Here is a 14,911-nt window from a genome sequence, read left to right on the forward strand (position 1 = left end):
TGCATGGACCGGGGTCAATTGATCTCAGGGTTGGGTAGGCGGCGGGGGCAATTGCTCCTTGGCCATGATCGCGCTCATGAAGGTATCCGGCGGCAGCGGGTGGCCCAGGTGATAGCCTTGCAACGAATCACAGCCCAGACGCGTAAGGAAATCCTGTTGCATGTCGGTCTCGACCCCTTCGGCGACGATGCGCAGGCCGAGGGCCTGGCCCAGGGCGACAATGGCCGAGACGATGGCGGCATCATCACTGTCATGCTCTAGGTCCCGCACAAAACCACGGTCGATCTTTAGCTCGTTGGCCGGCAGGCGCTTGAGGTACATCAGGCTGGAATAACCGGTGCCAAAGTCGTCGATGGACAGGTCCACGCCCATTTCAGAGAGCTTCTGCAACACCGTCATGCTCGCATCGGCATCGCTCATGGCGGTGGTTTCGGTGATTTCCAGGGTCAGGCTATTGGCCGGCAACTGGTGACGTTGCAGGGCGTTGGCCACACTGGAGACCAGCCCGGCATGGCAGAACTGCAGGGCCGACAGATTGACCGCGATGCGCCAGTCCCGGTACCCCTGGGCGTACCACACCTGCATTTGCCGGCACGCTTCGTTGAGTACCCAGTCGCCGATGGCAATGATCACCCCGGTCTTTTCCGCCAGCTCGATAAACTTGTCCGGCAGCAACAAGCCATGTTGTGGATGCTCCCAGCGCAACAGGGCCTCGGCACCGACAGCGCGGCCACTGAGGGCGTCGAACTTGGGTTGGTAATGCAGGCGCAGCTGCTGTTGCTCCACCGCATTACGCAAATCCTGCAACAGTTGCAGCTGCCGGCGCGCGTTGGTGTTCATCGATACATCAAAAAAGCTGTAGCCGTTCTTGCCCATGCTCTTGGCGTGATACATCGCCGCATCGGCATTCATCAGCAGTTCCTGGGGCGTTGCACCGTTGCCGGGGAATAGAGCGATACCGACGCTGGCAGAGATGTTCAAGTCATGCTCGGCCACCCGGAACGACTTGTTGATCAGGCCCACCTGGCGCTCGGCCAGGCGCAGTGCATCGTCGGGCTGGCTCAATTGCACGAGCAACACGAACTCATCGCCACCGATCCGGGCCAGGGTGTCCTGGCTGCGCAGGTCTTCACGCAGGCGCAGGCCCACTTCGCGCAACAATTGGTCGCCCAGATGATGGCCAAAGGCATCGTTGACCGGCTTGAAACCGTCCAGGTCGATAAACATCAGGGCAAAACAGCCGCCCTGCTCCGCCACCAACTGCATCGCCTGCTGAATGCGATCGGCCAGCAGCGTACGGTTTGGCAAGCCGGTGAGTGGGTCGTGCAGGGCCAGATGGGTGAGTTCCTGGTTGGCCTGGGACAGGGAATCGGCCAACAAGGCGGTACGGGCTTCCAGACGCGCGTCGAGCAACGAGGTCAACAGCGCGATGGCCAGCACCGCCAGGGTGGTCACCAGTACCAGGTTATCCAGGCCGCTGCCGCTCAGGCCGTCCACCGACGCCCCGCAAAAGCTGCCATCGGCAAAACGGGCTGCCGCCATGCCGGTGTAGTGCATGCCGACGATGGCCACGCCCATCACCACTGCCGCGCCGCCCCGCGCCAGGCGTACATAGGGGTATTGCGCCGCAGGTTGAAGGCAATCCACAGGGCAGCTGCCGAAGCACCGACGGCGATCAGCAGCGAGGCACCGAACAAAGTGGGGTCGTAGTCGATCCCCGGGGTCATGCGCATGGCGGCCATGCCGGTGTAGTGCATGGCGCTGATGCCGGCGCCCATGATCAAGGCGCCGAAGCCCAGTTGCCAGGCCGGCAAGCGCGGCTGATTGACCAGCCAGAGGGCAAAGCCGCTGGACAGCATGGCGATCAGCAGCGACAGCGCGGTAATGCCGATGTCGTAGCCCAGGCTGATGGGCAGGCTAAACGCCAACATCCCGATAAAATGCATCGACCATACGCCACAGCCCATGGCCAGTGCCCCGCCGGCCATCCACAGGTACACCGCCCGCCCCTTGGCCGTGGCAATGCGGCCGGTCAAGTCAAGGGCGGTATAGGAAGCTAGGATCGCCACCAGTAGGGAAATCAGGACCAGTGCGGGGGGAATAACTGCCGGTAAGCATGGGGCTTCTCTAGGGATGACAGTGCGAGCGGCATCCATGCCGGGAAAAGCCGGGATTGTAGCGACAAAAATTCTTGGACAGGTGAAATATTGTCACAAGGCCATCACCTGAAATCGCCCTTTGACGAACAACCTTCTCTGTGGCGAGCGCTCTTGTCGGTGGCGAGCGGGCTTGCCCCGCGCTGGGTGGCGAAGCCGCCCCAATGGCCTCACCCAACTGCTGTCAGATAGACCGAGGGGGGATGGTTTTGGGGCGGCTTCGCCACCCAACGGGGGGACTAGCCCCCCTCGCCACAGGGGGGGTGGCAGCCTGGAGTTTGCTGCGCAACGCTGACTTTTTGTGCCCCGCGCTGGATCTCACCAACTGCTGTCAGAGATACCGATTACTCTTCGCGTGGCTGCATCTGGCCGTCCCATCCGCCGCCCAATGCGGCGATCAACTGCACGCTGGCCACCAGCCGGGTCTGCAACAAAGTCAACACGGTGCGTTCGTTGCTCAATGCCGTGGCCTGGACGTTAACCACATCCAGATAGGCAATCAGGCCAGCCTTGTACTGATTCTGGGTCAGGCGCAGGGATTCACGGGCAGATTCCAGGGCTTGGTTGCTCACGCCGGCCTCGTCTTCCAGGACCTTGAGCTGGACCATGTAGTTTTCCACCTCGCGGAAGCCATCGAGCACGGTCTGGCGGTACTTGGCCACGGTTTCGTCGTAGGAGGCTTCGGCGCGGTCAACTTCCGCCGAGCGCTGCCCGCCGTCGAACAGGGTCATCGCCAGTTTTGGCCCCACCGACCAGAAACGGTTGGGCAGGCTGATCCAGTCGGCGTAGGTGCTGCTGGAATAACCACCGGCCAGGCTCAGGGTCAGGTCGGGGTAGTAGGCGGTTTTGGCTACGCCGATATTGGCGTTGGCAGCGATCACCGCACGCTCGGCCGAGGCGATATCCGGGCGGCGCTCCAGCAATTGTGATGGCAGGCTGGCAGGGATCTGCGGCAAAGCGGGAATTTCCTTGCTCACCGCCAGGTTGAACGTGGCGGGAGGCTCGCCAATTAACACCGCAATGGCGTTTTCCAGCTGTGCGCGCTGCCAGATCAGGTCAATCATGCTGGCCTGGGTGCTTTTAAGCTGGGTTTGGGCCTGGGCCACAGCGTCCTTGCCGGAGACACCGGCGCGATATTGGTTTTCAGTCATTTGCAGCGAGCGCTGGTAAGTCTCGACGGTGCTTTGCAGCAGGCGGGTCTGTTCGTCCATGACCCGCAGTTGCAGGTAGTTCTGCACCAACTCCGACTGCTGGCTCAAACGCATGGCGGCCAGGTCGGCGGCGCTGGCTTGTTCGCTGGCGTTGCTGGCTTCCAGGCCTCGGCGCAACTTGCCCCAGATATCCGCTTCCCAACTGACACCCAACTGGGTGTTGAGGGTGTCGCGGATACCGCTGCTGGAGCTGCTCAGGCTTGCATTGCTGCTACCGGTGCCCTGGCTGGCGCGGGTTTTACCGGCGCTCAGGTCGACCGTGGGGAAAAAGGCGCCACGGGAACTGCGCGCAGTAGCCTGGGCCTGACGGTAGCGGGCTTCGGCCTGGGCCACGGTCTGGTTGGCGTTGTTGAGCTTGTCCACCAGGTTGTTGAGTTGCTGGTCGCCATACAACTCCCACCAGGCGCCACGGGCCAGGGCATCGCTGGGCGCGGCCTGGCGCCAGCCCTGGGCTTCTTTGTACTGCGCCGGCTCAGCCACTTGTGGGCGCTGGTAATCCGGGCCAATGGCGCAGGCACTCAGGAGCATGGCGCAAAACACTGTAGGAGCGAGCTTGCTCGCGAAAAACCTGAGGGCGCGGCGGTGAGTCAGGTGCCCAGCGTTTTCGTTGGAGATTTTCGCTGGCAAGCCAGCGCCTACAGGCAGGTGCGTTGCGGTCATAGCGGAGTGTCCAGGGCAGCGTCGGTACGCACCCCCGCGCCAGCCGTTGAAACGGTGGCGCAGGCGGTCGAGATAGAGGTAAACCACAGGAGTGGTGTAAAGGGTCAGGATCTGGCTGAACACCAGGCCGCCGATAATCGTCAGGCCCAGGGGCTGGCGCATTTCCGCGCCTTCGGCGGTGCTCAGCAGCAAAGGCAAGGCGCCGAGGATTGCCGCCAGGGTGGTCATCAGGATCGGTCGCAAGCGCAGCAGGCATGCGCTGCGTATGGATTCCAGAGGCTGCATGCCTTCCTTGCGCTCCAGTTGCAGCGCCAGGTCGATCATCAGGATCGCGTTTTTCTTCACCACGCCAATCAGCAGAAACAGGCCCAACAGCGAGATCAGGCTGAACTCGCCGCCCAGCACATAGATCGACAACAGCGCGCCGACCCCGGCCGACGGCAGGGTCGAGAGGATGGTCAGCGGGTGGATGTAGCTCTCATACAGAATCCCCAGCACCAAATACACCGCCACCAACGCGCCAAGGATCATGAACGGCTGGCTTTTCTGGGTGGCGGCAAAGGCATCGGCGGTGCCGGCCATCTTGGCGATGACGTCTTCGGGCAAGCCGACCTTGGCAATCGCCCGCTCGATAGCGGCCGTGCCCTGCTCCACCGTGACCCCGGGGGCCATGTCGAAGGCAATGTCTTCGGAGGCGAACTGCCCTTCGTGGCTGACGCGGTCGTCGGCCAGGCTGTTTTCGTAGTGGGCGATGGTCGACAGCGGAATCCGTGCGCCGTCGGCGGTAATCACCTGCACCTGATTGAGGGTGATCGGGTCCTGGGCGTATTTCGGATTGACTTCCATCACCACCCGGTACTGGTTGAGGCTGTCATAGATAGTGGAAATCTGCCGCTGGCTGTAGGCGTTGTTCAGCACCGAGGTGACCATGTTCATGTCGACGCCCAGGCGCTTGGCCTGGTCGCGATCGACAATCAGCGTCACCTGTTGCGCGCCACGGCCTTCGCGGGCGTCGATGGCGGTCAGTTCCGGCAGTTCACGCAGCGCGGCGACCACTTTCGGGTACCACAGGCGCAAGGCGGCCAGGTCGCCACTTTGCAGGATGTAGGAATATTGTGAGGACGTCTGGTCGCGGCCACCGCCAAATTGCAGGTCCTGGTCGGCCATCAGCATCAAGCGGCCACCAGGCACCAGAGGCACTTCTTTACGCAGGCGCTCGATCACCGCCTGGGCCGACAGCTTGCGCTCCTTGATCGGTTTGAGCCGCACCAACATCACGGCGTTGTTGGTGCCGTTGCTGCCCCCGATAAAGCCGGCCACGCTCTCTACTGCGGGGTCCTTCAACACAGCCTTGCGGAAAATCTCCATCTTCGGCTGCATGACGCTAAATGACAGGCCGTCGTCGCCGCGTACAAAACCGATCAGTTGCCCGGTGTCCTGTTGCGGCATAAAGGTTTTTGGCACCACCACATACAGCGCGATGTTCACCCCGATGGTCACAAACAGGCTGAGCAGAGTCAGGCGTTTGTGCCGCAGCACCCAATCCAGGCTGCGCGCGTAACCAGCGACCATATGGTCGTTGACCTTCTGGCTCCAGCGCTGCAAGCCAGTCTGCTGCCCTTTGTCATGAGGCTTGAGCCAGCGTGCGCAGAGCATCGGAGTCAAGGTCAACGAGACCACCAGCGAAACGATGATCGCCGCCGCCAGGGTGATGGAAAACTCACGGAACAGGCTGGTGACGATCCCGCCCATAAACAGGATCGACAGGAACACCGCCACCAGCGACACGTTCATCGACAGCAGGGTAAAACCGACCTCCTTGGCCCCCAGGTACGCCGCCTTCATCGGCGCGATACCGTCGTCGATATGCCGCGAGATGTTCTCCAGCACCACGATGGCATCATCCACCACCAGGCCGGTGGCCAGGATCAGGGCCATCAGCGACAGGTTGTTCAAGGAAAAACCGTACAAGTACATGATCGCAAAGGTGCCCACCAGCGACACCGGTACCGCCAGGGTCGGGATCAGCGAGGCGCGGAAATTGCCGAGGAACAGGTACACCACCAGGATCACCAGGGCCACGGCAATCAGCAGGGTCATTTCCGCCTCATGCAGGGTGGCGGTGATCACCGGCGAGCGGTCCATGGCCAGGTTGAGCTTGACGCTGGACGGCAGCACCGCCTGCAACGCCGGCAACTGCGCCTTGATCTGCTTGACAGTCTCGATGATATTGGCGCCGGACTGGCGGTTGATCACCAGCAACACCGCCGCATCGTTGTTGAAGAAGCCGCTGTTGTAGCGGTCTTCGACGCCATCGCTGATCTTCGCCACGTCACTGAGGCGCAACGCTGCACCGTCCTGGTAGCGGATCAGCAGCGGCTCATAGTCCTTGGCCTTTTCCAGCTGGTCATTGGCCTGGATCTGCCAGTTACGCTCGCCATCTTCTACCGAGCCCTTGGGCCGGCGCACGTTGGCATTGGCGATGGTGTCGCGTACTTCATCCAGGGATACGCCGTACTGGTCGAGGGCCTTGGGCTCCAGTTCGATACGCACCGCCGGCAGGGAGCTGCCGCCGATCTGCACTTCGCCCACACCCGGCACCTGGGACAGGCTTTGGGAGAGGATGGTGGAGGCCAGGTCATACAGCTGGCCCTTGGGCAACACGTCCGAGGTCAGCGACAGCACCATGATCGGTGCCTGGGACGGGTTGATCTTGCGGTAGGTGGGCATGCTGCGCATGCCGCTGGGCAACAGGTTGCGCGAGGCGTTGATCGCGGCCTGCACTTCCCGCGCCGCGCCGTTGATATCGCGGTCGGAATCAAATGCCAGGATCACCCGGGTCGAGCCCTGGCTGGACGAACTGCTCAGGGTGGTGACCCCGGCAATCGAACCGAAGGAGCGCTCCAGGGGCGTCGCCACGGTAGACGCCATTACTTCCGGGCTCGCGCCAGGCAGGCTGGCGGAGACCACAATCACCGGGAAGTCGATCTGCGGCAAGGGCGACACCGGCAGCAGGTTGAAACTGACGCCCCCCAGCAACATGATCGCCAGGCTCAGCAGCATGGTGGCTACCGGCCGGCGAATAAAAGGTCCGGACAGGTTCATGGTTCAACCGGCTCCAGCGTTTCTGGCGCCTTGCGCCAGCGACGGCCAAGGCGGTCGAAGTACAGGTAAATCACCGGCGTGGTGAACAGGGTAAGGATCTGGCTCAACAGCAAGCCGCCGACCATCACCAGGCCCAGGGGCTGGCGCAACTCGGCGCCGGAACCGGTGGCCAGCATCAGGGGCACCGCACCGAACAGCGCCGCCAGGGTGGTCATCAAGATTGGCCGGAAGCGCAGCAGCGCCGCCTGGTAGATCGCAGTCTGCGGGTCCAGGCCCTGGTTGCGTTCGGCATCGAGGGCGAAGTCGATCATCATGATCGCGTTCTTCTTCACGATGCCGATCAGCAGGATGATGCCGATGATCGCGATCATCCCCAGGTCGTTGCCCGTGAGCAGCAGCGCCAACAGGGCCCCCACCGCTGCCGATGGCAGGGTCGAGAGGATGGTAATGGGGTGGATGTAGCTCTCGTACAACACGCCAAGCACGATGTACATGGTCACTACCGCCGCCAGAATCAGCAGCAAGGTGCTCGACAGCGAAGCTTCGAACGCTTGGGCGGCGCCCTGGAACTGGGTCTGCACGCCGACCGGCATGCCAATGTCCTTCTGCACCTGGTTGATCAGTTCCACGCCCTTGCCCAGGGCCACGCCGGGAGCCAGGTTGAACGACATCATCACCGCCGGGAACTGGCCGATATGGGTGATCGCCAACTGGGCCTGGCGCTGCTCGATGCGGGCCAGGCTCGACAGGCGTACCTGGCCGCCATCGGTGGTTTTCACATGAATCTGGTTCAGCGCATCCGGCCCCAGGGTTTCGCCGGACTGGGCCTGCAGCACCACGCGGTACTGGCTGGCCTGGGTGTAGATCGTGGAAATCTGCCGCTGGCCGAAGGCGTCGTAGAGCGCATCGGTGATATTGGCTACCGACACGCCCAGGCGCGAGGCGGCATCGCGGTCGATCACCATGTATACCTGCAAGCCTTTGTCCTGCAGGTCACTGGCCACATCGGTGAGTTCCGGATACTGGCTCAGGGCCTGTACCAGCTTGCCACTCCACAGCGCCAACAGCTCGGCATCCGGGGAGGACATGCTGAACTGGTACTGGGTACGACTGACGCGGTCTTCGATGGTCAGGTCCTGCACCGGCTGCATGAACAGGCGGATGCCCACCAGCTTGTCCAGCGTCGGCTGCAGGCGCGCAATCACCTCGACGGCGCTCAAGTCCCGCTCTTTATGGGGCTTGAGGTTGATCAGCAGGCGGCCACTGTTGAGGGTGGCATTATCGCCATCTACCCCGATGTAGGACGACAGGCTTTCCACCGCAGGATCTTCGAGGATGATCTTCGCCAGTTCTTGCTGGCGCTGGCTCATGGCGGCAAAGGAAATCGACTGCGGCGCCTCGGAAATGCCCTGGATCACCCCGGTGTCCTGCACCGGGAAGAAGCCCTTGGGCACCACCAGGTACAGCACCACCGTCAGGCCCAGGGTGGCGATGGCCACCAGCAGGGTCAGCGGTTGATGCTTGAGCACCCATTGCAGCTTGCGCCCGTAGGCAGCCACCAGCCAGTCGATCCAGGCGCCGCTGGCCTTGTAGAAGCGGCCCTGTTCTTCTTCCTTGGGTTCGCGCTTGAGCAGGCGCGCGCACATCATCGGCGTCAGGGTCAGGGACACCACCAGGGAAATCAGGATCGCCACCGCCAGGGTGATGGCAAACTCGCGGAACAGCCGCCCGACCACATCGGCCATGAACAGCAGCGGGATCAATACCGCAATCAGCGACAGGGTCAGGGAAATCAGGGTGAAACCGATCTGCTTGGCGCCCTTGAGTGCGGCCGCCAGTGGCGTTTCGCCTTCCTCGATGTAGCGGGAAATGTTCTCCAGCATCACGATGGCATCGTCCACCACGAACCCGGTGGCGATGGTCAGGGCCATCAGGGTCAGGTTGTTGATGGAGAAACCGGCCAGGTACATCACGCCAAAGGTGCCGATCAGGGACAGCGGCACGGCAATCGACGGAATGATGGTGGCGCTGAAGCGGCGCAGGAACAGGAACGTCACCATCACCACCAAGGCAATGGCGATCAGCAATTCATGTTGCACATCGGTGACCGAGGCGCGGATGGTCTGGGTGCGGTCGGTGAGCACCGTCACGTCGAGGCCCGCGGGCAGGTTGTCGGTGATGCTGGGCAGCAGCGCCTTGATCCGGTCCACCACCTCGATCACGTTGGCCCCCGGCTGGCGCTGGATATTGAGCAGCACGGCCTGGTTTTCATTGGCCCAGGCAGCAAGGCGCTCGTTCTCGGCGCCATCGACGATCTGCGCGACGTCTTTGAGGCGCAGTGGCGCACCGTTGCTGTAGGCCAGGATCAATTCGGCGTACTGTTCGGGCGATACCAACTGGTCGTTGGCATCGAGCATCGACACCCGTGTCGGGCCGTCGAAGTTACCCTTGGGCTGGTTGACGTTGGAGGCGGCGATCAGGCTGCGCACGTCCGCCAGGTTCAAGCCGTTGGCGGCGAGGGCCTCGGGATTGACTTTGATCCGTACCGCCTGGCGCTGGCCGCCGGCGATGCTGACCATGCCGACACCGCTGATCTGCGCGATTTTTTGCGCCATGCGCGTATCGACCAGGTCATTAAGCTTGGGCAACAGCATGGTCTTGGAGGTGATGGCCAGGGTCAGCACCGGGGTGTCGGCCGGGTTGACCTTGTTGTACACCGGGGGCGCCGGCAGGTCCGAGGGCAGCAGGTTGCTCGCCGCGTTGATCGCCGCCTGCACCTGTTGCTCGGCGACGTCCATATTGACGTCGAGGTTGAAGCGCAGGGTCAGCACCGAGGCGCCACCGGAACTGGTCGAGGCCATCTGCGTCAGGCCGGGCATTTGCCCGAACTGGCGCTCCAGGGGCGCGGTGACCGCGCTGGTCATCACGTCCGGGCTGGCGCCGGGGTACAGGGTCATGACGCGGATGGTCGGGTAATCCACCTGGGGCAAGGCTGACACCGGCATCAAGCGATAGGCGATCAGGCCAGCCAGGACAATGGCCAGCATGCTCAGGGTGGTGGCGACGGGCCTGAGGATGAACAGCCGTGACAGGTTCATGCGCCGGCCTTTTGCGCCTTGCCGGCATCCGCCGCCGGGCTGCTTTCGCCTTGTGCCGCGGGCTTGCCCTGCAAATGTTCAGTGGGTGTGGTGGGCACCTGGTTGCTGTCGTTGACCACTTCCACGTCGGTGCCGTCCTTCAGGCGGTCGGTGCCTTCCAGCACCACGCGGTCGCCCGCAGCCAGGCCGTCCTTGACCACGGTGTTCTGGCCATCGGTATCACCAATGACCAGCGTGCGGATCTTGACCTTCTTGTCACCGTCCAGGGCATAGACAAAAGTGCCGTTGGTGCCGAACTGGATTGCCGCCGACGGCACCAGCACTACATTTTTCAGGGTGTCGGCCAACAGACGCACGTTGACGAACTGGTTGGGGAACAGCACCTGGTCCTGGTTATCGAAACGGGCCTTGAATTTCAGGGTGCCGGTGGCGACGTCGATCTGGTTGTCCAGGCTCTGCAGTACGCCGGTGGCCTGTAGTTGCAGGTCACCACGGTCCCAGGCCTGCACCGGCAGCTTGTTGCCGGTGCGATAGCGGGCCAGCACGGTTTGCAGGCTGTTCTCCGGCAAAGTAAAGGCCACGCTGATCGGTTGGGTCTGGGTGATGATTGCCAGGGCGGTGGTGTCGTTGGCTGCCACCAGGTTGCCGACGTCCAGTTGGCGCAGGCCGACACGGCCGGAGATCGGCGCGCGGATCTGGGTGAATTCAAGGTTGAGCTTGGCGTCATCCACCGCGCCCTGGTTGGTCTTGACTGTGCCCTGGTATTGCAGGACCAACGCGGCGGCGGTGTCCAGGGTCTGCTTGGCAATACTGTCTTGTTCATACAGGCCGCGATAACGCTCAAGGTCGACCTGGGCGTTTTTCAATTGGGCCTGGTTTTGCAGCAGCGTGCCCTGGGCCTGGAGCAAGGCGTTCTGGTAGCTGCGCGGATCGATTTGCGCCAGCAGGTCGCCGGCCTTGACCATCTGCCCTTCTTCAAACGCGATCTTGACCAGCTCTCCCCCGACCCGGCTGCGCACATTGATGGTGTTCAGCGCCGTCACGGTGCCAAGCGCCTTGTAGTACACCGGGAAATCGCCAGTGACCGCCGGTGCGACTCGCACGGGCACCGCAGCACCGGAGCCGCCGAAGCCGGGACGCATCATCCCCGTCTTGCTGGTCCTGGCCGCCGGGGCCTCTTTCTGGGCAGAGCCTGTGGGCCAGAACTTCCAGCACAGGCCGGCAATCACCAACAGGACAAACAAGCCAAACAGCCAGCGGCGGGAACTACGGGGAGACGATTGCATGGATTGATCAACCATTGGATGCGAGGGCTTCTTCTTTGGGAGGCTGAAAGATAAGCACTGAGGCGCGTTAAGAAAAGCGCCTTTACCGGCTATTTACCTTCGGGCTTACAAACATTTACTTTTCGAGGTGAAACCTCAGCAATTTGGGCTAAACCGCTGAAGCACAAATAAAAACGGCCTGGACTAGGCCAGGCCGCAAGCATGCATCATACGTGTTACTGCAAAGCGACAGTAACGCGCCGGAACAATTACTTCAGCACAGCCAGGGCCGCGTCGTAGTTTGGCTCATTGCCGATCTCGCCAACCAGTTCGCTGTGCAGCACTTTGTCGTTTTCATCCAGGACCACCACGGCGCGGGCGGTCAGGCCCATGAGGGCGCCTTCGGCAATGGATACACCGTAGTCAACGGCAAAATCGGCGTTGCGGAAGTCCGACAGGCTCTTCACGTTTTCCAGGCCTTCGGCACCGCAGAAGCGCGCCTGGGCGAATGGCAGGTCGCTGGAGATGCACAGTACAACGGTGTTGTTCAGGTCGTTGGCCTGGGCGTTGAACTTGCGCACCGAAGTCGCGCAGGTCGGGGTGTCAACGCTTGGGAAGATGTTCAGTACTTTGCGCTTGCCGGCGAAGGTCGCCAGGGTGACGTCCGACAGATCGCCTGCGGTCAGGGAAAAGTCGAGGGCCTGGGTGCCAACTTGCGGCAACTCGCCTTCAACCTGGACCGGGTTGCCTTTGAGGGTGACTTGAGCCATGAACGGAATCCTTATGCTGGGTTAGATGAAACGAATTCGAAAGGCCGAAGTTAACCACAAAGTGCGATTGACACCTATGGCCGAACACAAAATGTCATGACTGCGCCCGGGCCGGGCGGCTGTGGTTTAATTGCGCCGCTTTTGCCCTGCCCTTGAAGGAATTCATCGTTGAACAATCCGTCTGCCACCCGCGTTCTGGTCATTGGTTATGTCTGGCCCGAGCCCCGCTCCTCGGCTGCGGGCGGGCATATGATGCAGATCCTTGAGAGTTTTCTTACTCAAGGCTGGGAAATAACCTTCGGCAGCCCGGCAGCGATCGGCGAACACAAGGCGGACCTCGGCGCACTGGGCATTCGCGAATGCGCCATTGAGCTCAATAACAGCAGTTTCGACGAATTTATCCGGGAACTGGCCCCGGATATCGTGCTGTTCGATCGCTTCATGATGGAAGAGCAGTTCGGCTGGCGTGTCGAGAAGCAGTGCCCAGATGCCTTGCGCGTGCTGGAAACCTCCGATTTGCAGAGCCTGCGCGATGCCCGCCAGCAGCGCTTGAAGGATTACCTGAAGGACCATCCGGCGGCAGATGACTTCGGCCCGCTATTCGCCCCGGCCCTGGACGCCGAATTCCAGCTGATGGCAGATACCGACCTGGCCAAGCGCGAAATCGCCGCGATCTACCGCTGCGATATCAGCCTGATGATTTCCGATGTGGAGATCCAGTTGCTGACCGAACACTTCAAGGTGCCCGCTGCCCTGCTCCACTGGTGCCCGTTGATGGTCGCGCCGGCCACCGAGGCGTTTGTGCCTTATGAAGACCGCGCGCATTTCCTGAGCATCGGCAATTTCCGCCATGCGCCCAACTGGGACACGGTGTTATGGATGAAAAACGGCATCTGGCCATTGATTCGCCAGCGCTTGCCCGGTGCCCAGTTGCATATCTATGGCGCCTACACACCGCCCAAGGCCACTGCGCTGCATAACCCGGCCCAGGGCTTTCATGTGATGAACTGGGCAGAAGACGCGTTGCAAGTCATGTCAGGCGCCCGCATCTGCCTGGCCCCATTGCGCTTCGGCGCCGGAATCAAGGGCAAGCTGGCCGACGGCATGCTCTGTGGCACGCCCAGTATCACCACGCCCATCGGCGCCGAAGGCATGACCGACGAACAACCGTGGCCAGGGCTGATCGCCCAGAGTGCCACGGCCCTGGCCGATGCCGCCGTGGCCTTGTACCAGGACCGGCAAGCCTGGACCGAGGCGCAGGAACATGGCCGCCTGCTGCTCGCCCAGCGCTATAGCGCGTCACTCCACGGCCCTGCGCTGGTCGAACGCCTGCAGCACTGCCGTGACGAACTGGCACAACATCGGCGCAACAATTTTACCGGCAGCATGTTGCGCCATCATCTGCATAAAAGTACCCAATACATGGCGCAGTGGATCGAGGCAAAAAACCGCACGCGCTAAATACTGGCGAGGTGCTGCGCAACGGGGCATTATCGGTTACGCGACCACAATAAAAGCGATGCCAGCATGACTCGAGCCGCGCGAATCACCGACCCCTCCTATGAATTGATGGACGACCACAATGGCCTGTCCATCATCTATCGCCAGCACGGTTTCCCCTGCCCGCTGGTGCGCTGGCATTTCCATAAGGAATACGAGCTGCACCTGATTATTGCCAGCTGCGGCAAAGTGTTTATTGGCGACTACATCGGCAACTTCTATCCCGAAAGCCTGTTCCTCACCGGGCCCAACCTGCCCCATAACTGGATCAGCCAGGTGGCCGAAGATGAGGTGGTGCCCAAGCGCGACATGCTGGTGAACTTTACCGACGAGTTGTTTGATAGCGCGGTTCCGGTCTTCCAGTGAGCTCAAGGCTGTGGCGCCGCTGCTGGAGCGGGCGAAGTACGGCATCGAGTTTCGCTGCAAGCACACCATCGCCCAGGCCATGACGCTGATGCAGCAGATCGAAAACGCGCGCGGCGTGGCGCGGCTAGGGCACTTTTTTATCCTGCTGGAAGTGTTGAGTGCCTGTGAGGATTACCAGTTGCTGTCTGGGGTGACCACGCCGCAGTTGGCCGATGAGCACAGCATCGACCGCACCAACCGCGCGGTGGACTATATCTTCGCCCACTACGGCCGGGAGTTGCCCCTGGAAGAAGTGGCCGACCATCTAGGAATGAAGCCGACGTACTTTTCCAGGGTGTTCAAACAGGCGACCGGGCGTACTTTCATCGAGTTCGTCAACCGCCTGCGCATCAGTAAATCCTGTGAGCTGCTGGCCGATGGTGACAAGGCCGTCACCGATGTGTGCTTTGAATCGGGTTTCAACAATATCTCCAACTTCAACCGGCGCTTTCAGCAACTCAAGGGCATGACACCTTCCCATTATCGGCGCCTGGCGGTCCAGCGGCTCACAGAGCAGAACCTGTCCAAAATACACGCCCCAAACGATTTCTTACAGATCACGCAGGCATTTCACTCTCCGATACAGGAACGATCAGCGAAGCCTTGACCACGTATCTAAGTACCTCGCTCGCCTAACCGACGGGGTATTTATGAAATGACCTGGTAGGAGGCAGCCCCATGATCAGCATTAATCCGTCATACATCCCCCCCTCTTCTCCCCCCGAACAAACTAAACCCACT

5 protein-coding genes and 3 pseudogenes are annotated in these 14,911 nt (G+C 61.6%); 2 read left to right on the forward strand and 6 right to left on the reverse strand.

Annotated features, from left to right (window positions below):
- Positions 1-24 precede the first annotated feature (24 nt).
- The 6 genes and pseudogenes from JTY93_RS13440 to tpx form a co-directional block, all read right to left on the reverse strand.
- Positions 25-2,118: pseudogene (locus JTY93_RS13440) on the reverse strand (putative bifunctional diguanylate cyclase/phosphodiesterase).
- A 382-nt stretch (positions 2,119-2,500) separates the two neighbouring features.
- Positions 2,501-4,027 (reverse strand): efflux transporter outer membrane subunit, encoded by a 1,527-nt coding sequence (locus JTY93_RS13445; protein ID WP_311136314.1) that lies wholly within the window; start codon positions 4,025-4,027, stop codon positions 2,501-2,503.
- Positions 4,024-7,132 (reverse strand): annotated as a pseudogene (locus JTY93_RS13450) (efflux RND transporter permease subunit). The gene JTY93_RS13445 and the pseudogene JTY93_RS13450 overlap by 4 nt, the downstream one beginning before the upstream one ends.
- A complete protein-coding gene (locus JTY93_RS13455) occupies positions 7,129-10,230 on the reverse strand; it encodes an MdtB/MuxB family multidrug efflux RND transporter permease subunit (protein ID WP_205477647.1) in 3,102 nt (1,033 codons plus the stop codon). The pseudogene JTY93_RS13450 and the gene JTY93_RS13455 overlap by 4 nt, the downstream one beginning before the upstream one ends.
- On the reverse strand, positions 10,227-11,531 hold the full coding sequence (locus JTY93_RS13460) for an MdtA/MuxA family multidrug efflux RND transporter periplasmic adaptor subunit (protein ID WP_205477646.1): 1,305 nt from the start codon (positions 11,529-11,531) through the stop codon (positions 10,227-10,229). Before JTY93_RS13460 ends, JTY93_RS13455 begins: the two co-directional genes overlap by 4 nt.
- Before the next feature lie 233 nt (positions 11,532-11,764).
- Positions 11,765-12,265 (reverse strand): thiol peroxidase, encoded by a 501-nt coding sequence (gene tpx / locus JTY93_RS13465; protein WP_205477645.1) that lies wholly within the window; start codon positions 12,263-12,265, stop codon positions 11,765-11,767.
- Between the two features lie 168 nt (positions 12,266-12,433).
- Here tpx and JTY93_RS13470 point away from each other — a divergent pair, with 168 nt between their 5' ends.
- A complete protein-coding gene (locus tag JTY93_RS13470; protein ID WP_205477644.1) occupies positions 12,434-13,726 on the forward strand; it encodes a glycosyltransferase in 1,293 nt (430 codons plus the stop codon).
- A 66-nt stretch (positions 13,727-13,792) separates the two neighbouring features.
- Positions 13,793-14,777, forward strand: a pseudogene (locus JTY93_RS13475) (AraC family transcriptional regulator).
- The last annotated feature ends 134 nt before the right edge of the window (positions 14,778-14,911 follow it).

Source organism: Pseudomonas hygromyciniae (genome assembly GCF_016925675.1).
In the GTDB taxonomy this organism is placed as follows: domain Bacteria; phylum Pseudomonadota; class Gammaproteobacteria; order Pseudomonadales; family Pseudomonadaceae; genus Aquipseudomonas; species Aquipseudomonas hygromyciniae.